The organism is Nitrobacter sp. JJSN, from assembly GCF_051912485.1.
GTDB lineage: Bacteria > Pseudomonadota > Alphaproteobacteria > Rhizobiales > Xanthobacteraceae > Nitrobacter.
In genome coordinates this window covers 3,089,395-3,108,592 of record NZ_CP196822.1, presented here as the reverse complement: position 1 = coordinate 3,108,592, position 19,198 = coordinate 3,089,395, and the positions used below count along the sequence as shown (strand labels likewise).

Below are 19,198 nucleotides of genomic sequence, written 5' to 3'. Positions count from 1 at the left end.
TTGCGCTTCATGATATTGAAAAGCGCACGATCATGTTTCCGCCCGCTTAAATTGCAGCGGCTCATGGTGACCGTATCGGTGGCCCGCTCGCACTTCAAGAGCCGCATTTTATCCCCGGCGCATTGCAGGCTTTCGTCAGTTGAGGTAATAATTCCTAGTTCTTGACAGAATTCACCGCTCTGGGGAGCGGAAATCAGGACGCGCCACATGGCCATGCTGACACACGCCCAGATCTGGTCGGCGCTGGATCGTCTCGCGGATCGCGCCGGTATGTCGCCATCGGGGCTGGCGAGAAGAGCCGGACTTGACCCGACCACCTTCAACAAATCGAAACGTATCACCAGCGACGGCCGCGAGCGGTGGCCTTCAACCGAGTCGGTCGCGAAAGCGCTCGCCGCCACAGATACCGCGATCGACACCTTTGTGCAGTTCATCGAGGACACGGCGCGCGCCGCGCAGGCAGTGCCGCTGCTCGGTTTCGCCGAGGCCGGCGCGGGCGGCTATTTCGACGATGGCGGCTTTCCTGTGGGCAAGGGCTGGGACGAGGTAGGTCTTCCCTGCGTCAACGACGAACACGCCTATGCGCTGGAAATATCCGGCGACTCGATGAAGCCGGCCTATCGCGACGGCGATGTCATCGTGGTCTCGCCGGGGACGCCGATCCGGCGCGGCGACCGTGTGGTGGTGAAGACCAAGGACGGCGAGGTGATGGTAAAGGAACTCAAGCGCCGAACCGCGAAGATGATCGAGCTGCAATCGCTCAACCCGAACCACGTCAACCGCACGCTGCCCGCTTCCGACGTGGAGTGGATCGCGCGGATCGTGTGGGCGAGCCAATAATTCCATTTTCCCTCTCCCGCTTGCGGGAGAGGGAAGCGTCGGCGGGATTTCCTACAAGCGTGCCCCGCTCTACGCCGCGGCGCCATCTTTCTTGTTCTGACGATTCTTGACCAGATCGGTGACGACGCCGGGATCGGCCAGCGTCGTGGTGTCGCCCAGGCTGGACGGCTCGTCCTCGGCAATCTTGCGCAGGATGCGGCGCATGATCTTGCCGGAACGGGTTTTCGGCAGGCCCGGCGCGAACTGGATCAGGTCGGGCGATGCGATCGGCCCGATGTCCTTGCGCACCCACGCGACCAGTTCCTTGCGCAGCGCCTCGCTCGGCTCCACGCCCTGCATCAGGGTCACGTAAGCGTAGATGCCCTGGCCCTTGATGTTATGGGGATAGCCGACTACGGCGGCTTCCGACACGCTCTCATGCGCCACCAGCGAGCTTTCGACTTCCGCCGTGCCCATGCGGTGGCCGGAGACGTTGATGACGTCATCGACGCGGCCGGTGATCCAGTAGTAGCCGTCGGCATCGCGGCGGCAGCCGTCACCTGAGAAGTACTTGCCCTTGTAGGAGGAAAAGTAAGTCTGCTCGAAGCGGGCGTGATCGCCATAGACCGTGCGCACCTGGCCCGGCCACGATTTTGCAATGCACAGGTTGCCGCTGCATTCGCCTTCCAGCACCTTGCCGTCGGCATCGACGATCTCAGGCACGATTCCGAAGAACGGCTTGGTCGCAGAGCCGGGCTTTTGCGCGATCGCACCCGGGAGTGCCGAGATCATGATGCCGCCGGTCTCGGTCTGCCACCAGGTATCGACCACCGGGCAGCGGCTGTCGCCGACCACGCGGTGGTACCATTCCCAGGCTTCCGGATTGATCGGCTCGCCGACCGAGCCGAGCAGGCGCAGGCTTGCGCGGGAGGTTTTCTTCACCGGGTCGTCGCCAGCCTGCATCAAGGCGCGGATTGCGGTCGGCGCGGTGTAGAAGATGTTGACTTTGTGCTTGTCGATCACATTCCAGAACCGCGAATTGTCCGGATAGTTCGGCACGCCCTCGAACATCATCGTGGTCGCGCCATTCGCCAGCGGCCCATAGAGAATGTAGCTGTGGCCGGTGACCCAGCCGACGTCGGCGGTGCACCAGTAGATGTCGCCGTCGTGATAGTCGAACACGTACTGATGCGTCATCGACACGAAGATCAGATAGCCGGCGGTCGTGTGCAGCACGCCCTTGGGCTGTCCGGTCGAGCCCGAGGTGTAGAGAATGAACAGCGGGTCTTCCGCGCTCATCGGCTCGCACGGGCATTCGCTTTCGACCACGGCGGCGGCTTCGTGGTGCCAGACGTCGCGCTTCGGATCCATGTTGACCTTGCCGCCGGTGCGCTTGACCACAATCACCCAGTCGACCTCGCCGTTGACCTTCTCGATCGCCGCATCGACGTTGGCCTTCATCGCGATGGTGCGGCCACCGCGCAGCCCCTCGTCCGAGGTGATGATGACGCGCGATTTGCAATCGCGGAGACGGCCGGCGATGGAATCGGGCGAGAATCCGCCGAACACCACCGAGTGGATCGCGCCGATCCGCGCGCAGGCGAGGATCGCGTAGGCCGCTTCCGGAATCATCGGCAGGTAGATGGTGACGCGATCGCCCTTCTTGACGTTGCGCAGCCGTAGGATGTTGGCCATCTTGCAGACTTCGTCGTGCAGTTCGCGATAGGTGATGTGCCTCGATTGCGAGGGATCGTCACCTTCCCAGATGATCGCGGTCTGGTCGCCGCGTTTTTCCAGATGCCGGTCGATGCAGTTATAGGCGGCGTTGAGTACGCCATCCTCGAACCATTTGATCGACACCTTGCCGAGTTCGAACGAGGTGTTCTCGACCTTGGTGAACGGCTCGATCCAGTCAACCCGCTTGGCTGCCTCGGACCAGAAGCCATTCGGATCCTTGATCGAGCGCGCATACATCTCCCGATATTTGGCGTCGTCGATCCAGGCCCGCTTGGCCCAATCCGCGCTTACGTCATAAATCTTGTCGGACATCTGTCCCTCCACTCAAACTCCGCGCGTCTGCGCCAAGTTCTGCTTTGTTCTTGAAGGTATTATGCGTCGCAGCCCTCGGGCTCGGCAAGTGGCAAGGGTGTGCCACCTTGGTCGGGATTGCACGGTTTGTCGCAGCGGGACGTTCTGCGAGTATATTAATTCATGACGCACGCGGCGATTTGAAGGGGATCAAAGATGTGGAAGTTTCTGTCTTGCATAGGGTGCCTTCTCGCATTGGCCACGATATGGCTCACACCGATCCCGGCGCGTGCGCAAACTCCCTCGCCAGAGTCCATTGCCGCTGCAAAGGAACTGGTGGCCACCATCAATCTCGGCGAACAGTTCAAGAACCTGATGCCGACGATCATGACGACGCTGAAACCGGCGATCGTGCAGGGCCGTCCCAACGTCGAGCGTGATTACGACGCCATGATTCCGATATTGCTGCAGAGCTTCCAAAGCCGCATGGAGGAATTGTCCGACGCGGTGGTGAAGGTCTACGCCAGCAATTTCTCGGCGGATGACCTGCGTGCGCTAATTGTGTTCTACAAGACGCCGGTCGGTCAGAAATTTCTTCAGAAAACGCCGCTGGTGGCCCGGCAGACTATGGCGGTCGGGCAGCAGTTCGGCCGGTCGATCGCCAGCGAAATACGGACGCGGATGATCGAGGAATTGCGCAAGAAGGGCCATGCGATCTGACGGGATTCCGCGCCATTTCGCTGGGCCTGACCAGTTTGCACCCCGATAAGGAGCGGGTTGCAGGGACTGCCAAAAATAAGCGGTAACTAATAACCGGCAGGAGGACGGCATCGCCTCTCCTTAGAGCCCGCCCATCTTGCAGACCAGCTTCCACTCCGCCGCCGTCACCGGCTGCACCGAGAGGCGCGAGTATTTCACCAGCGCCATGTCGGTCAGGCGTTCGTCGGCCTTGACGGCGGCTATCGTCACCGGCGCTTTCAGCGGCTTGTCCGCTTTGATATCCACGCAGACGAACTTGCCGGTCTTGTCGGTGGGATCGGGATAGGCTTCGCGGATGATTTCGGCGATGCCGACAATCTCCTTGCCCTCATTGGAATGATAGAAGAACGTCAGGTCGCCTTTTTTCATGGCGACGAGGTTCTGTCGCGCTGTGAAGTTGCGCACGCCGGTCCAGGCTTCGCCCTTGGCGCCCTTCGCTACCTGCTGGTCCCATGACCACGCCGAAGGCTCCGATTTCACCAGCCAGTACGCCATGCTTATCCTTCCGCCCGGAACGGCCGCGTCAGCAGATTGTCGATGGCCTCGTCGACCGTCAATCTGCCGGCGAGAATGGCCGCGACCGCCTGTGCGACCGGTATGTCGATTCCATTGGCCGCGGCCAGCTCGGCCAGCACCGGCGCGGTAAATTCGCCTTCGCTGAGTTTGCCGCGCGGAGGCTGATCCCCGCGACCGAGTGCGATGCCGAGCGCAAAATTGCGTGACTGCGGACTGGAGCAACTCAGGATCAGGTCGCCCAGTCCCGCCAGTCCCGAGATGGTTTCGGCCTGCGCGCCGCAAGCAAGTCCGAGCCGCATCAATTCGGCGAAGGCCCGCGTTGTCAGCGCCGCCAGCGCCGAGGCGCCCAACTTCCGACTCGCGACGATGCCCGCGGCGATCGCCAGCACGTTCTTGGCAGCGCCGCCAATCTCGACGCCGCGAATATCGGTGGTGTGATAGGGCCGAAAGGTCTTTGAGCCGAGCGCCTGAACCAGCGCGACCGCCGTCGCTTCGTCTTTTGCCGCCAGCGTCACAGCGGTCGGAAGCCCCCGTGCCACGTCGTCGGCAAAACTCGGCCCGGATAGGATCGCGGGGATGGCTTGAGGCGCAGCCTCCTCGATCACCTCGGTCATGAAGCGCCGCGTGCCATGCTCGATGCCCTTGGCGCTGGTGATGACGGGCGTGCCGGCTGCGAGATGCGGAGCCAGCGAGGTGACCGCCGTGCGCGAATTTTGTGCGGGGACCGCGATCACGATGATATCGGCGCGGCCGGCGGCGGCGATGTCATGCGTCACAACGATGCTGCGGTCGAGGGGAATGCCGGGCAGTCGCGGATTGTCCCGTGTTGCGGAGATCGCTGCAGCCGTCGCCGCATCGCGCGCATACAACGTCACCTCTCGTCCCGCGCGCGCGGCAACGCCGGCCAGCGCCGTGCCCCAGGCTCCGGCGCCGATCACGGAAACGCGGTTGAATGGTCTCATCGCGACAACATCTTCAAAATCCGGCGCGGGTATTGGCGAAGCCCGCAGGTGCCTGAGCGTTGGCATCTAACAGCCAGCGCGCACGCGGAGGGGTCTCGAGAGTGTCGGTCAATCCGGCCGCCAGCCGTTCGGCACCGGCCCATGCGATCATTGCGCCATTGTCGGTGCACAAGGCCGGCGGCGGGATGATGAGCGTGGTCTGTGCCTTGGCGGCAACGCCCTCGAGCGCGCCGCGGATCGCCTGATTGGCGGCGACGCCGCCGGCGGCGACCAGCGCGCTCGGCGGGCCGAACCGCTCTTCAAACAGTTTGAGGCCGACGCTGAGCCGGTCTGCGGTTGCCTCGAGCACAGCGGCCTGAAACCCGGCGCAGATGTCGCTGATGTCCTGCGGCTCCAGCGGGTCGATGCGAGCGGCCTCGTTGCGCACGGCGGTCTTCAGGCCGGAGAGCGAGAAGTTGGCGTCGGGGCGTCCGAGCATCGGTCGTGGGAAATTGAATCGCGTGGCGTCGCCATCAACCGCGGCGCGCTCGACTTGCGGGCCGCCGGGGTAGGGCAGGCCGAGCATTTTCGCCACCTTGTCGAAGGCCTCGCCCATGGCATCATCGACCGTGGTGCCGAGCCGGACATAATTGCCGACGCCCAGCACTGCGACGATCTGGGTATGCCCGCCGGAGGCGAGGAACAGGCAGTAGGGAAATTCCAGCGCGCAGGTCAGCCGGGGCGTCAGCGCGTGGGCTTCGAGATGATTGACCGCGATCAGCGGTGTGCGATGCACCAGCGCGATCGCCTTGGCCGTGGTCAGCCCCACGATCACGCCGCCGATCAGGCCCGGTCCGGCGGCGGCCGCGACGCCGGACAGTGCCGGAAAGTCGACGCCCGAGTCCTTCATGGCATTAGCGATGATGCCATCGAGCAGATCGACATGAGCGCGCGCCGCGATCTCCGGAACCACGCCGCCGTAGGGGGCATGTTCTCCAGTCTGCGAGCGCACGATGTTGGAGAGTATCCGGGCGCTGCCGTCAGCCTGGCGCTCGACCACGGCGGCTGCGGTTTCATCGCAGGTGGTCTCGATCCCTAGCACCAGCATCGGCATGTCGTACCTAGATATAGGCCCTTGCGTTATCGGGCAAACCAGCGTTTCCCTCTCTTCACGGCGTAGCATTATGAGGTCTTGGCGTGCAATCCTCCGGTGAAACAGACATTCTGGCAACGATCGGCAGCCGGGGCAGCCCGCTGGCGCTGGCGCAGGCTCATGAGGTGCGTGACCGCCTGGCGCGCGCGCATCAGGTGGCGCCCGAGCGGATCGCCATCAAGACCATCCGAACCTCTGGCGATGCCATTCAGGACCGCCCGCTGTTCGATGTCGGCGGTAAGGGACTTTTTACCAAGGAGATCGAGGAGGCCCTGCTCGCCGGCTCCATCGACTTCGCGGTGCATTCGTCGAAGGACGTGCCGACTTTTCTGCCCGATGCCACCTGGCTGCCGGCGTTTCTGCCGCGTGAAGACGTGCGCGACGTCTTCATCAGCCCGCGTGCCGGCTCATTGAATGATCTGCCAGCAGGCGCGACGGTTGGAACCGCCTCGCTGCGGCGGCAGGCTATGGTGCTGCGGTTGCGCCCGGATCTGAAGGTCAATTCGCTACGCGGCAATGTCGAGACGCGCTTGCGCAAGATCGCGGCGGGAGAGGCCGATGCCACGCTGCTGGCGCTGGCCGGCTTGAATCGCCTCGGATTGCAGGACAAGGCGACGCGCATTCTTGAGACCGAGGAATTCCTGCCGGCAGTCGGGCAGGGCGCCATCGCAATCGAATCGCGGCGCGATGACGACCGCATCAACGCGTTCGTGAAGGCAATCGGCGATTCTGATACAGAAGTCGCGCTGAGCGCAGAGCGGAGCTTTCTGGCACTGCTCGATGGCTCCTGTCGTACGCCGATCGGCGGCCATTGTCGCGTGAGTGGCGACAGCATTCATTTCCGCGGTCTCATCATTTCTCCCGATGGCACGGAGTCCTACGAGACCACGCGCGAAGGCGCGCGCGCGGATGCCGCCACGCTCGGTGCGGACGCGGCGCGTGAACTGCGCGAGCGCGCCGGCGAGAAATTCTTCACGCTGTTTGCCGGAGCGTGAGGCGTGGCGGTTCTCGTCACACGGCCTGAACCTGACAATGAAACCACGGCCGCGGCCCTTCGTGCGAAGGGGATCGAGGTTCTGTTGTCGCCGGTATTGCGCTTCGAGGCAGTCGCTTTCGAGATTGATCCGGATGCGCGTTACGGCGCCGTCGTGGTGACCAGCGCCAACGCGCTGCGTGCGCTCGCCGATCACCCCGCCAGAGCGTCGCTGCTGAAGCTCGCCGTGTTTGCCGTCGGCGAGCATACGGCGGAGGCCGCGCGTCAGGCCGGCTTTCAGGATGTGGTCGCGGCGGGGGGAGATGCGATAGCATTGCGCGACCTCATCATGAAGAGTGTCCGCGCGAAGGTCCTGGCGAAGGATGCAACGATTCTTTATCTCGCAGCCACCGATCGAGCGCGTGATCTCGCCGGAGATCTGGGGGAGCGCGGTTTACATGTTGTGATGGCGACGAGTTACCGTATGGTGCCGGTGATGAACCTGTCCCGCGAGGTCTGCGATGCATTTGCATCGCATCGGATCTCGGCGGTGCTGCACTACTCGCGACGCAGCGCCCGTGCTTTCCTGGATGCGGTTCGCGTCGGGGGCGTCGAGATATCGGCATTGGCGGTCCCCCAATGTTGCATCTCCGGCACGGTGGCCTCGATTCTGCGAGACGCCGGCGCTCCTCACGTGGTGGTGGCGACCGCCCCGGCGGAAAATGCGGTATTGGAGGCGCTTGGTTGTGCTTTGCAGCCCCTGTCGCGGTAAATTGTGCGGTGCGACTGTACTCGCGGTAATTCGTGCGTTACGACCGTAATCGGGGTAAGAGGGAGAGGGGTCTCGATCTAATACTGATGTGTCGCCGCAATGGGGAACCGTGACGATGGCAGACGACAGGCACGATGACGCGTCGCAGGAAGGGAGCTCGCAGAAGCACTCACCTGCTACAGACATTGAAACGACTGAAACGCTCAAGACGGCGGACCATGCCGGTTCGGGGCTTGCGGGCGGAGCAGCCGATGACAGGCGGGATGACGCCTCGCAAGAGGGAAGTTGGCAGAGCCACTCGTCTGCCGCAGATCCCGACGCGAACCGAATTTCCGGGACGGGTGATACCGGATCCGGGGATGTGGGTGGAGCGGTTGACGATCAGCAGCCCGTCGGCGGGCAGCTGGTTTCTCCGCCCCCACGCTCCCGCGCCTTATCGGCCGTGATCGCCGCGATCACCGGCGCTATCGCTGCCGGGCTCGTGGTTGGCGGCGCGTGGCTGGCGGATTGGCCGCCGTCCTCCTCTTCTGCGCCGCAAGTCAGTGGGGCGCAGTTTAGCGATCTTTCGGACCGGGTAGCCAGTGTCGAGTCCAAGGCGGGCAAGCCTGTTGCTTCGGCGCTCGATCCGGCCGCCGCAGCACGCATCGATGCGCTGGAAAAATCCGTTGCATCCTTGCGCGGCGAACTGGCGACCGTTCGCGGTCAATCCGACAAGCAGGCTGCGGCGTTGAAGGAGGGGGCGGCTGCGCCGCATGACGCCGATGAGACGTCTGATCTTGCGGCCCTCAGCGCGCGGCTCGCCCAGGTCGAGCACCAGGTCGAGCAGACGACGCAAACCCTCACCTCTGAGGCAACCAAGCATGATACGGCTCCGGCCGACAATGTGTCGCTTCGCCGGGCTGTGGCCGCGACGCTGCTGAACGTGTCGGTGCGTCAGGGGCAGCCTTATGGCGATCTGCTGGCGGCATCAAAGGCCCTGATTGCCGATCCCGACACGTTGAAGCCGCTGGAGGCGTTTGCGGACTCAGGCGTGCCGAGCGCGAACGTGCTGTGTCGCGAACTGCTTGCGATCGTGCCAAAGCTCGCGCCTGCGCCAACACCGGTCATGGCGACGACCGGCAGCAGCATCGTGAACCGGCTGCAGGAAGGCGCCGCACGTCTGGTGCGCATCGAACGCCTCGATGGCTCACACACAGAGTCCGCCAGCGCTACCGTTGCGCGCATCGCGGCATCGGCGCGGCAAAACGATGTTGTTGCCGCGAAGGCAGAATTGAACTCACTTCCTCCGGCCGATCGCACTGCCGCTGAGCTCTGGATCACCAAGGCCGACGCACACGATGCCGCTCTCGCCGCGTCGCATCAATTCGCAGTCGACGCGATGGCGGCGCTGACCAAACCAGCGCAATAGGTTTCAGATGTTCCGTATCATCCTGTTCCTCGTTCTAATTGCACTGGCGGCATTGGGTGCCACCTGGGTTGCCGATCAGACTGGCACGATCGTGATGTCGTGGGATGTCTGGCGGATCGAGGCCACGCTACCCGCTTTCATACTTGGGCTGGGCCTGCTTGTCGTTGCCGCCGTGCTGGTGTGGAGCATCGTGCGAGGGCTGTGGCTAGCGCCGAAACGCATCCGGCGCGCGCGCCGGGAACGTCGGAGTGCGCGCGGCCGCGACGCGGTTACCCGTGGACTGCTTGCTATCGGTCATGGCGACGCTGCGGCCGCACGCTCGCATGCCAGGGTTGCCCGTCGTCTGGTGTCGCAAGACCCGTTGGCGCTGCTGTTGCACGCGCAGTCCGCGCAGCTCGACGGCAATACTGACCGCGCGCAGCGCGCGTTCCGCGCTATGGCGGAACGTTCGGATACGCGGTTATTGGGCTTGCGCGGGCTTTTCATCGAAGCCCAGCGTGCCGACGATCGGGCGGCCGCGGTGGCGATCGCGGAAGAGGCGCTTAAAGCTTCGCCGTCCTCGATATGGGCCTCGCAAGCCGCGCTGGGCTTCCGCTGCGCCAGGGCCGACTGGACCGGCGCGCTTGCCATCCTCGACAAAAACGTTGCGTCGGGTTTGATGGACAAGGCGCTGTATCGCCGTCAGCGCGGCGTGCTGCTGACCGCGCGGGCGCTGGAGCTCGAACAGTCGGATCGCGACGCGTCGCGCAATACCGTGATGGAGGCAGTGAAATTTGCGCCGACGCTGATTCCGGCTGTGGTGCTTGCGAGCAAGTATCTGAGCGAAGGCAATCAGATGCGGCGTGCGATGCGGATCATCGAAACCGCGTGGCTGGCACAGCCGCATCCTGATCTCGCCGATGCCTACGCCCACGTCACGCCCGGCGATTCGGCACGGGAGCGGCTGGCGCGCGTCGAGACGCTGGCGGAAAAAACGCCCGGTCATCCGGAAGGCGCGATGGCAATTGCGCGCGCGGCTATCGATGCCAGCGAATTCGTCCGGGCCCGCGAGGTACTAGAGCCGCTGATCGCCGCGCCGACGCAACGCGTTGCGATGCTGATGGCCGAAATCGAGCACAACGAGCATGGCGACAGCGGTCGTGCCCGCGCCTGGACGCTGCGTGCCGTGCGTGCCTTGCATGATCCGGTCTGGACCGCGGACGGGTACGTGTCGGACCACTGGCGGCCGGTTTCGCCAGTGACCGGGCGGCTCGACGCGTTTCAGTGGCAGACCCCGTTGGCGGCGCTACCTTCGAGCAGACCCGCTTTGGTCGAGTCGGGAGTTTCGGACCGGATCGCTGGTGATACACCGCGCGTCGAAGCGTTGCCTGCAGCGTCTCCGGACGGGCAGTTTGCCGCTCCGGACGGCGCAACGCCGGTGATTGCGGTCGAATCGTCATCGTCCGGAGTCGAGGCCGCGACGTCGCCGACCTCTCGTACGCAATCGGACCTGGACAAGACCGACGCGTCCGACATCCCCGCCGTGATTCCAATCGTTCGCGCTCCCGACGATCCGGGAGTCGATGAAGGGCTCCAAAACGATGGATTTGCTGAAGAAAACTCTCCTGCTGCGCGACAGGCCGGAGGGTTGCGCGGGCTCCTGTCGCGCCGGGGTAGCTGACGGCGACCGAGCGGCGATATTTGCTGGCGCCGCAGCACGGGTTCTTGCAAAGGGGCCCTGTGCCCGATATCAGAGGCCCGGTGTGCCGGGCTGTTTGCCGGGCGCGCCGCAATGGCGATAGCATGGCGTGCGTGAAGGATTAAGCCGCTTTAGCTCAGTTGGTAGAGCACATCATTCGTAATGATGGGGTCAGGTGTTCGAGTCACCTAAGCGGCACCAACACCTAGCAGGAAATTATCCACGGTAAAATACGCTAGGGCAGGACGGCAGCGGCTACACATCCCACCAGGGCCAGGACGGCAAGATGCGGAATAGCGCTGAAAGGTTCACAGCGGGCCGTGCTTGCTGCCGGGAATCATCGCCCGGCTGCCACAAGTCCCGAAGCCGTGATTGGCGTGAGCTAAAACAGCCGAGTACGTATCCAAAGGGGGCGATCCTAGTTTTAGGAGACCCTAGCAGGCTGTTGAAAAAGCCAGTCGCGGCCGAGCTGTGAGCATGATTCATTGGCTCCGATGCGATTTGGAGATGATGAGTGCGCGGTGGTGACAATCTGACTGGCGAGTTGTTCAGCTACGTTGATCTGGAGGCGCGGGTTCGACGCGACCACCCGCTTCGCGCCATCCGGGTCATGGTGAACGAATCGCTTGTCGCTTTGGAGCGGGAGTTCGCGGCGCTGTATTCGCCACTCGGGCGGCCGTCGATCCCACCCGAGAAGTTGCTAAGGGCGATGCTCTTGCAGGCGTTCTACTCGATCCGCTCGGAGCGGTTGCTTATGGAGCGGCTGGAATACGACCTTCTGTTCCGCTGGTTCGTGGGCATCGGCGTCGACGATCCGGCCTGGGACCATTCGGTGTTCTCGAAGAACCGCGACCGGCTGCTTGAGGGCGACATCGCGGCAAAGTTCCTGAGTGCGGTGCTGGCCCAGCCCAAGGTGAAGAAGCTGCTGTCGACAGATCACTTCTCGGTCGACGGCACGCTGATCGAGGCCTGGGCTTCGATGAAGAGCGTCAAACCGAAGGACGGCTCTGGCGAGCCGCCGGCCGGCGGCGTCGGGCGCAATGCCGAAGCCGACTTCCACGGCCAGAAGCGGACTAACGACACGCATGCCTCGACCACCGATCCGGACGCAAGGCTCTACAAGAAGGGCAAGGGCAAGGAGGCGAAGCTATGCTTCATGGGTCATGGGCTGATGGAGAACCGCCACGGCCTGTTGGTCGACGCCTGCCTGACGCTGGCCGACGGACATGCCGAGCGGGTGGCGGCGTTGCACATGATCGAACCTCGCGCCGACCGGCCCCTGGCCATCACACTTGGCGCTGATAAGGCCTATGACACGGAGGACTTCGTCAACGAGTTGCGCGCGATGAAGGTGACGCCACACGTGGCGCAGAACACGAGCGGCCGAAGCTCGGCGATCGACGGACGCACGACGCGGCACAGCGGCTATGCCGTCAGCCAGCGTATCCGCAAGCGCATTGAGGAAGCCTTCGGCTGGATCAAGACGGTCGCCAGCCAGGACAAGACCCGCTTCCGCGGCCGCGACCGCGTCGGATGGGCCTTCACCTTCGCAGCCGCCGCTTACAATCTGGTGCGACTGCCGAAGCTCATGGCGGTGCCAGCATGACCCGCCGTCTCACGGTCACGCCAAACTGCTCGACGGCTCGATCCAGATCACATTCGCCTATCACAACGGCGATCAAGCCATCCCGAAAGCCAGACGGGACACTTCTTCAACAGCCTGCTAGATCATGCCACATGATTTCTTTCTCGTTGTCGGCGGCTTCCTCGCAGTTTTTCTGGTGCTAATTTTCAGCTTGGCTTGGGGAAGCTACCAGACCAATAAGCGTCATTGATCTAAAAGCGTTTTCAAGCATCGGTCGAATTCCTGAAACGAGATCGCCGTGTTGAACGGGCTGGGCGCGGGAGCCTGTAACGGCGTCCCGTGCCGCCGGCGCGCCACAACCATGCTTCTTTTTCAAACGCTCTCCTTTAACGTCAGCGAGTGCCATGTCGACCGCTCAGTGACCCTGTGCTATGCGTTTCTTCGTAAGGATGGGGTCTGTTCGAGTGACGCAAGCGGCACCAGTTCTCTTCATCGTCCGATCCAATGGCACGAGTGATTGAGGTTGCTGGCCGTTTTGCAAGATGCAGGCAGATTTCAACCCGAATGATGGAGCGCCGATGATCCGTTTCGCCGCCATTTTATCGTTTCTTCCCGTTCTCGCGATGACCGCAGTAGCGTCGGCGCAAACCGCTGCGGAGAAACACAATTCCGGGTGCGCGCGCGACGTGGCGCGGTATTGCCGGTCCAAGATGAACGACGGCGATATGGTCGTCCTCGAGTGCTTGAAGGAACACCGCGCCAAGATCAGCAAGAAGTGCGCCAAGGCCTTGGCCGAACACGGCCAATAGGTTCACCACGACCTTGGCGCCTTGCCGAAGTGTAATCTTCTCGCGGGGAACCCTGGCGGATGGTGTATGGTTACTTCCGTATTGTGCACGCGGTCGTTTGACATTCCCAACCTTGCGGTAGACGGACCAATGCTCGACAGACTGCGCCATTTCATCACCGACGTTGTATCACCCGAAACACCAGAGCATCGGTCATTCGATGAAACAGGCTGCAAACTTGCGGCGACTGCGCTGTTCGTCCATGTCATCTCGCTCGACGGGACACCATCCGACGTCGAAATCCGCAAACTGCACGAACTGATCGAAACCCGTTTTGGGTTGGACCCCGGCACCGCCGACAAGCTGATCGAGTCGGCGACGCTGGTGGAAGGCGAGGCAGTCGATCTCTATCATTTCACCAGCGTGCTCATGCGCTCGCTGAATGACGAGGATCGCTTGCGCATCGTCGAAATGATGTGGGAACTGGTTTATGCGGACGGTCACGTCAGCGAATTCGAGGAGAATGTGGTGTGGCGCGCCGCCGATCTTTTGGCCATCTCGTCGCGCGATCGCATCGAGCTCAAGCATCGCGTCGCCGGCAAGCGGCCGGCGGCCGATCCAGCGACCTGATCGCGAATCTCGACGCAAATCGTGGAGCGGACCATCAAGCCCGTCTTTTGCTTCGACATCGACCGTAATATCTCCATTTCAAGAGCGTGAATCGTGACTCATCCGGTGACATTGATAACAGGTGCTTCCTCCGGGATCGGCGCCGAGCTCGCGCGTGTGTTCTCCGCTCACGGGCACCGGGTGGCTTTGGTCGCCCGGCGCGCCGACCGCCTTGATGCGCTAGCGGCCGAAATCACCGCATCCGGTCGAATGTCTCCGATCGTGGTCCCCTGTGATCTCGGTCAGGCGGATGCTGCCGACAGGATTGCCGAGGCGCTCACCGCCGAGAGTGTCGAGGTCAAGTATCTGGTGAACAATGCCGGGTATGGATTGTTCGGCCGCGCTGCTGAACTGGACCACGCCGATCAGCTTGCGATGATCGACCTCAATATCCGGGCACTGACGGACCTGACGTTGCGTTTTGCCCCAAATGTGATTCGGCTGCGCGGCGGCATTCTCAACGTCGGGTCGATCGGAGGATTTTTGCCGGGGCCGGGCATGGCGGTCTATTACGCCTCAAAAGCCTATGTCCTGTCATTCAGCGAGGCGCTGCGCGGCGAACTGGGTCCGCTCGGCGTCCGGGTTACCGTGATCTGTCCCGGTCCGGTGCCGTCCGGATTTCAGGCCCGGGCGGGCGTGAAGCCTGGTTTCGACTCTGCGATCCTTAATGTGTCCGCAAAGGACGTTGCCGCGGACGGATACCGGGCGCTGATGGCCAACAAAAGGGCCGTGCTGCCTGGTCTCGGGATCAAGGTGGTGCCGTTCCTGCTTCGGCTATTTCCGCGCGACTTCATCCTGTGGGGGGTCACCGGCTTCCAGATGCGAAGGCGATCGTGACGTTCGGCTTGGCTCCTCACCACACGTAGCGGACGGTACCCTTGCCAGCGTAGGATCGTGTGACGTTGGAGAACTCGCTCTCGAAGGTGGCGGCCACCGACCAGTCGTCGATCCACTTCATCTCGGCCGCGCCTGTGACCAGCGCGGCGTCGGCGGCCATGGCCGCGCCGTTTACGACGAAGCTGGCGCCAGGCAACGTCTGGAATGTCGCGGCGACCGTGCGATCCGGATTGAAATCGTGCGCCCATGCAAGACGCCCGCGCAGCGTCAGGATCGCATCTTGCACTGCGTAGGATTTGTCGGTGCGGACCCCGAGTTCGCTGCGGTTATCCGTCACGTTTTTGGCATTGTTGGCCAGCGCAAAGGTGTTGGCGCCGGACAGAACGCTTTCGACGTAGGCCGGCAGGTCGAAGGTGATGAACTGGCCGGCCGCATAAGGCGTGATCCCGATGCCGCCCATTGCCAGGCTGACCACGCGATAGCCGCCTTCGACACGGCCCGACCATGCGTTGGCGCTAAAGCGCGCCTGCAACCGGTCTGCGCCGCTGATCGTCACGATGCGGTTGGTGGTGACGTCCTGCCAGCCGTAAGCGAGCGCACCGGAGAGGTAGGCCGCGCCGACGGTATGTCGAATGAAGGTGCCGGCCTGGAACAGGTCGGAGTGTCCGCTGCCCAGCCCTTTGGCGACATTGAAATTGGTGCCGCCGCCCGCCATGGCGAAGCCGGCGGTTGTGAACGGCGAGATGCGGTAGTCGGCGCCGACCGCGACGCCGGCGACACTTGAGGTCGCGGTACCAGAGCCGAGCGACGCATTACCGTCGGTGGTCTGCGAGCCGCCGTAGCCTGCGGCCCACACGCTCCAGCGCGGGGTGAGGAGATCGGCCATTGCAGGCGCCTTGCGATAGATTGCGGCATAGGCGTCACGCTCGTTCTTCGAACGTGGGGGGTCTCCCGGCGCATAGGCACTGACACCGTAGCCCTCTTCGGCATAGGCCGGGGCCGCACCGTTTGTGGTTGCACCATTGCCGCGGCCGGCGATGAAGGATCGCTCAAGATCCCCAGGAACAGGTTCATCGCATCGAAGGTGGGCTGCAGCGAGCCGGTCGCCGCTTCACCCGAGACCTGCGTCAGGCCCGCCGGCGTCAGCGCACCGAATACCAGCGGAATGCCGCCGGCGGTGTTGAAGGAATTGATCAGCGCATTGGCGACATTGCGCTGATTGGGGGTGAACGGCGTAAAGGTCGGAGGCGCCGGCGGAACAAAGTTCAGCGTCAGATTGAGATAGGCATGGGTCGGGTCGTAACTCAGGCGGGTCGTGAAATTTGCGGGCAGGTTGGTGTTGACCAGCGAGCCAAACGTGCCGCTGATGTTGCCCGCGGTGAGAATGGTATATTGCCTCGAGATATAACTGCCGTTGGCATAGATCGCCTTGACGGTGGCGTCGCCGAGCGTCGCTGCACCCGTGACATTGGCGGATGACGCGGTGGCGGGGTTGAGCATCACCACATACATCGCGCCTGCTTGCAGGGCCACGCTGCCGAGACTCATCGAGGAGCCCGCCGTGCCGTCGCCCGGCACCAGCGTGCCGCCGCTGTTGATGCTGACGCTGCCGACGCTGCCGGTGCCCGCAAGCACCGCGCCGGTATTGACGCTGACCGGGCTTGATGCCGCCAGCGAGCCGGTGACGTTGAGCGTGCCGGCATCGACCGTGGTGGCTCCGGTGTAGATGTTCGACCCCGACAAGGTTAGCGTCCCCGTCCCGGCCTTGATCAGCGCGCCGCCGGTGGCGCCAGCTGAACTACAACTCAAGCCTGACGGCCCGCAGTCGCTGATGACGCCGCTGACGATGGTGCTCAGATTGTTGCCGCCGACCGTGAGTTGATTGGCGCCGAGGTAGAATTGCCCGCTCCCGGCGATCGAGCCGGCGGAGAGTTGCCCGTTGTTGACCGGTCCGCTCGACTCCGCGAAGTCGGTCCGCGCACCGACACTCCCGTTGGTGATGCTGGCGTTGCCGGCCGTGCTGCTGCTGGCGAATTGCAGGAAACTGTTGTTAGTGATGCTGGCGTTGCTGGCCGTGCTGGTGTCGGTGAATTGCAGGAGATTGTTATTAATGATGCTGGCGCTGCCGGCGGTGCTGCTGCCGGCGAATTGCAGGTAAATGTTGCTGGTAATGCTGGCGCTGCCGGCCGTGCTGCCGCTGTAGAAATAACCGCTGCCGTTATTGGTGATGCTGGCGTTGCTGGCCGTGCTGGTGTCGAAGAAGTCCAGGATACCATTATTAGCGATGCCGGCGCTGCCGGCTGTGCTGCTGTAGGCGAATTGCAGGAAACTGTTGTTAATAATGCGGGCGCTGCCGTCGTTGACGACGATTCCCCCGCCCGTGAACATCAGAACATGGTTGCTGGTAAAGATATAATTCGAAGCGCCGGTGTTGAAGGTCCATCCGCCCAAGGTGGTGTCATTCGCGAACGTAATGTTCGTGCCGGTCGATGTGCCGAACGATGCGGTGCCGGTAGGCACGGTGGTCGGGGTCCAGTTCGCCGCATCATTAAAATTGCTGCTGGGCGGAGCAGCGAGCCAACTGGCATCCTGCGCTGCCCCTGGCGCTGCCCACGTCAATGCCAAAGCGAGCCATGCCACCAAGCCCGTCTTGTATATTGACAGCCTGCCCATGCCCCGTTCCTCCGGCTGCGTGCTGGAGGTCGCCAGCAAAGCCGTGACCGAATCGTGTGACTGATATTATCTTACCTATGGCTAATATTATCTTACCTGCCATGTGATCGGACATTCCCCGCCGCTCTCGTCTGCCAGCAAGGTTTGATTCAGCCGCGGTGTTGCACTTGGGGGACGCATTTAGCGGTGCCTGCGATGCGGCACCTCTGCGCCGTGACGCTTTGCACACTCCATGTACAACGCTGAGTTGCGGGTCGATGTCCGAACAGCCGCCATGATGATGGACAAGATTGCGTTTGTCTGGATAGCCGAGGGGCGGCCACAGCATGCCTCACGACGAATTCGGGACGTCGGTTATGCATGGTCGCTGTCGAGCGTCACGGCGAAGATCGAGCAGCTCAAGGGTTCAAGCGAGCGCGTCGTGATCGACGGCAGCGGACACCGGGATGACGGTTGCCTCTCGGGAATCACTGGTGGAGCCAGGCGGGATCGAACCGCCGACCTCGTCATTGCGAACGACGCGCTCTCCCAGCTGAGCTATGGCCCCGTCCACGGTCGGAACGATGCGACGACCGGAAACGCCGCCATTTACAGTCCTCGCCAATGGCAAGTCAAGAACGGCTGGAATCGGTGTTTTGGGCCTTATTTCCACGGACTTCCCTTGTTTGGCGGGAACCGAAACGATATTTTGGCAGGCTCGTGTTTCCGAATGCGGAGTCCGCTGCCATCGCTTCGCCACCCAAGGGCGAACTTCGAATTCCAGGGGACACGAGAGACTGATAATCCTAGTGTGGTTTCAATTCGGAAGCTCTCTTGACGGACCTTTGGCAAAGGTGAAGAGAACGTCTGAACCGCCATACTAGTGGTCCGATCTAGCATTCGTATCCCGGACGCGCGGCCAGGTGGGTCGCGAATGTCAAAGTCACTCCACTGGTCGAATCCACGATCAAACCCGCGAGCCAATCCCCCATGCGAGCCATACTGGATATCGTCCTCATCATCCTCGACCTCTATGTCTGGCTGCTGATTGCCTCGGCGATCCTGTCATGGCTGATTGCTTTTAATGTGGTGAATACCCGCAATCAGTTCGTGGCCGCAGTGGCAGAGTTTCTGGAGCGGATCACCGAACCCCTGCTGGCGCCGATCCGCCGGATGCTGCCCAATCTCGGCGGGCTCGACATTTCCCCGATCATCCTGATCCTCATCATCCTGTTCATGCAGCGGGTCATCACCTATTACATTTATCCCGCCGTGTTCTGATCGGCGGCCCGATGGAGCCGTGGCGGTATTCTTCGGAGGGCCTCAGCATCGCCCTGCGAGTGACGCCGCGCGGCGGCCGCGACGAGATCGACGGCATTGAAGTGCTGGCCGACGGACGCCCGGTGGTGAAGGTTCGCGTGCGCGCCATCGCCGAAGGCGGCGAAGCCAATCGCGCCGTCATGGCGGTGCTGGCGAAAGCGCTCGGGGTGCGGAAAATCGATGTCCGGATACTCGCGGGAGCGACGTCGCGGCTGAAGCAGATCGCGGTCGGCGGCGATCCCGTCAAGCTCGGCAATGCTCTACGCGCATTGACTGCGGCTCAATCAGGATAAGCCCAAG

General features: G+C 62.8%; 18 protein-coding genes, 2 tRNA genes and 1 pseudogene. 13 read left to right on the top strand and 8 right to left on the bottom strand.

From position 1 onward, the window contains the following. The first annotated feature begins 213 nt into the window (after positions 1 to 213). Positions 214 to 840, top strand: coding sequence for a S24 family peptidase (locus ACSZOQ_RS15260; protein WP_439926091.1), 627 nt, complete (start codon positions 214 to 216; stop codon positions 838 to 840). A 69-nt stretch (positions 841 to 909) separates the two neighbouring features. Here ACSZOQ_RS15260 and acs read toward each other — a convergent pair whose 3' ends face one another. Then, the gene (gene acs, locus ACSZOQ_RS15255) at positions 910 to 2,868 is read right to left on the bottom strand and encodes an acetate--CoA ligase (protein ID WP_439923288.1); all 1,959 of its coding nucleotides are present in this window, start codon (positions 2,866 to 2,868) and stop codon (positions 910 to 912) included. Positions 2,869 to 3,102: 234 nt separating this feature from the next. On the opposite strand from acs, the gene ACSZOQ_RS15250 reads away from it, so the two are divergent. Continuing rightward, positions 3,103 to 3,567, top strand: a complete 465-nt coding sequence (locus ACSZOQ_RS15250; protein ID WP_439923287.1) for a DUF2059 domain-containing protein — start codon at positions 3,103 to 3,105, stop codon at positions 3,565 to 3,567. A 120-nt stretch (positions 3,568 to 3,687) separates the two neighbouring features. On the opposite strand, the gene ACSZOQ_RS15245 is transcribed toward ACSZOQ_RS15250, so the two are convergent. From ACSZOQ_RS15245 to tsaD, 3 genes are read right to left on the bottom strand one after another with little or no spacing between them, the layout of a single operon-like run. Then, the gene (locus ACSZOQ_RS15245; RefSeq protein ID WP_439923286.1) at positions 3,688 to 4,101 is read right to left on the bottom strand and encodes an EVE domain-containing protein; all 414 of its coding nucleotides are present in this window, start codon (positions 4,099 to 4,101) and stop codon (positions 3,688 to 3,690) included. Positions 4,102 to 4,103: 2 nt separating this feature from the next. Continuing rightward, positions 4,104 to 5,084, bottom strand: a complete 981-nt coding sequence (locus ACSZOQ_RS15240) for an NAD(P)H-dependent glycerol-3-phosphate dehydrogenase (protein ID WP_439923285.1) — start codon at positions 5,082 to 5,084, stop codon at positions 4,104 to 4,106. Positions 5,085 to 5,097: 13 nt separating this feature from the next. Then, a complete protein-coding gene (gene tsaD / locus ACSZOQ_RS15235; protein ID WP_439926089.1) occupies positions 5,098 to 6,171 on the bottom strand; it encodes a tRNA (adenosine(37)-N6)-threonylcarbamoyltransferase complex transferase subunit TsaD in 1,074 nt (357 codons plus the stop codon). An 89-nt stretch (positions 6,172 to 6,260) separates the two neighbouring features. Here tsaD and hemC point away from each other — a divergent pair, with 89 nt between their 5' ends. The 6 genes from hemC (at position 6,261) to ACSZOQ_RS15205 (ending at position 12,653) form a co-directional block, all read left to right on the top strand. Further along, positions 6,261 to 7,211 (top strand): hydroxymethylbilane synthase, encoded by a 951-nt coding sequence (gene hemC, locus ACSZOQ_RS15230; protein ID WP_439923284.1) that lies wholly within the window; start codon positions 6,261 to 6,263, stop codon positions 7,209 to 7,211. Positions 7,212 to 7,214: 3 nt separating this feature from the next. Further along, positions 7,215 to 7,961 carry a uroporphyrinogen-III synthase gene (locus ACSZOQ_RS15225; RefSeq protein ID WP_439923283.1) on the top strand — a complete coding sequence of 249 codons (747 nt, stop codon included), beginning with the start codon at positions 7,215 to 7,217 and terminating at the stop codon, positions 7,959 to 7,961. Positions 7,962 to 8,076: 115 nt separating this feature from the next. Further along, positions 8,077 to 9,369, top strand: a complete 1,293-nt coding sequence (locus ACSZOQ_RS15220; protein ID WP_439923282.1) for a COG4223 family protein — start codon at positions 8,077 to 8,079, stop codon at positions 9,367 to 9,369. Between the two features lie 7 nt (positions 9,370 to 9,376). Then, complete coding sequence (locus ACSZOQ_RS15215) at positions 9,377 to 11,029, top strand: heme biosynthesis protein HemY (RefSeq protein WP_439923281.1); 1,653 nt, start codon at positions 9,377 to 9,379, stop codon at positions 11,027 to 11,029. Between the two features lie 143 nt (positions 11,030 to 11,172). Continuing rightward, positions 11,173 to 11,248, top strand: a tRNA-Thr gene (locus ACSZOQ_RS15210). Positions 11,249 to 11,561: 313 nt separating this feature from the next. Next, positions 11,562 to 12,653, top strand: coding sequence for an IS5-like element ISNisp7 family transposase (locus ACSZOQ_RS15205; protein WP_439922949.1), 1,092 nt, complete (start codon positions 11,562 to 11,564; stop codon positions 12,651 to 12,653). 178 nt (positions 12,654 to 12,831) lie between these two features. Here the strand turns inward: ACSZOQ_RS15205 and ACSZOQ_RS15200 are convergent, their stop codons facing one another. After that, positions 12,832 to 13,038, bottom strand: a complete 207-nt coding sequence (locus tag ACSZOQ_RS15200; RefSeq protein WP_439923280.1) for a hypothetical protein — start codon at positions 13,036 to 13,038, stop codon at positions 12,832 to 12,834. A gap of 172 nt (positions 13,039 to 13,210) precedes the next feature. Between ACSZOQ_RS15200 and ACSZOQ_RS15195 the strand changes: the two genes are divergently transcribed. The 3 genes from ACSZOQ_RS15195 (at position 13,211) to ACSZOQ_RS15185 (ending at position 14,926) form a co-directional block, all read left to right on the top strand. Then, positions 13,211 to 13,441 (top strand): hypothetical protein, encoded by a 231-nt coding sequence (locus tag ACSZOQ_RS15195; RefSeq protein WP_439923279.1) that lies wholly within the window; start codon positions 13,211 to 13,213, stop codon positions 13,439 to 13,441. Positions 13,442 to 13,570: 129 nt separating this feature from the next. Next, on the top strand, positions 13,571 to 14,050 hold the full coding sequence (locus ACSZOQ_RS15190; RefSeq protein ID WP_439923278.1) for a TerB family tellurite resistance protein: 480 nt from the start codon (positions 13,571 to 13,573) through the stop codon (positions 14,048 to 14,050). 93 nt (positions 14,051 to 14,143) lie between these two features. After that, positions 14,144 to 14,926: an SDR family NAD(P)-dependent oxidoreductase gene (locus tag ACSZOQ_RS15185; protein ID WP_439923277.1), complete on the top strand. Its 783-nt coding sequence runs from the start codon at positions 14,144 to 14,146 to the stop codon at positions 14,924 to 14,926. Between the two features lie 16 nt (positions 14,927 to 14,942). Here ACSZOQ_RS15185 and ACSZOQ_RS15180 read toward each other — a convergent pair whose 3' ends face one another. The 3 genes and pseudogenes from ACSZOQ_RS15180 to ACSZOQ_RS15170 form a co-directional block, all read right to left on the bottom strand. Then, positions 14,943 to 15,812 (bottom strand): autotransporter outer membrane beta-barrel domain-containing protein, encoded by an 870-nt coding sequence (locus ACSZOQ_RS15180; protein ID WP_439923276.1) that lies wholly within the window; start codon positions 15,810 to 15,812, stop codon positions 14,943 to 14,945. A gap of 839 nt (positions 15,813 to 16,651) precedes the next feature. Beyond that, positions 16,652 to 17,314: pseudogene (locus ACSZOQ_RS15175) on the bottom strand (autotransporter domain-containing protein); the annotation flags it as partial. Positions 17,315 to 18,070: 756 nt separating this feature from the next. Continuing rightward, positions 18,071 to 18,146 (bottom strand) — tRNA-Ala (locus ACSZOQ_RS15170). 422 nt (positions 18,147 to 18,568) lie between these two features. Here ACSZOQ_RS15170 and ACSZOQ_RS15165 point away from each other — a divergent pair. Next, positions 18,569 to 18,859, top strand: a complete 291-nt coding sequence (locus tag ACSZOQ_RS15165) for a YggT family protein (RefSeq protein ID WP_040674890.1) — start codon at positions 18,569 to 18,571, stop codon at positions 18,857 to 18,859. Positions 18,860 to 18,870: 11 nt separating this feature from the next. Then, a complete protein-coding gene (locus ACSZOQ_RS15160) occupies positions 18,871 to 19,191 on the top strand; it encodes a DUF167 domain-containing protein (protein WP_439923275.1) in 321 nt (106 codons plus the stop codon). Positions 19,192 to 19,198: the final 7 nt, after the last annotated feature.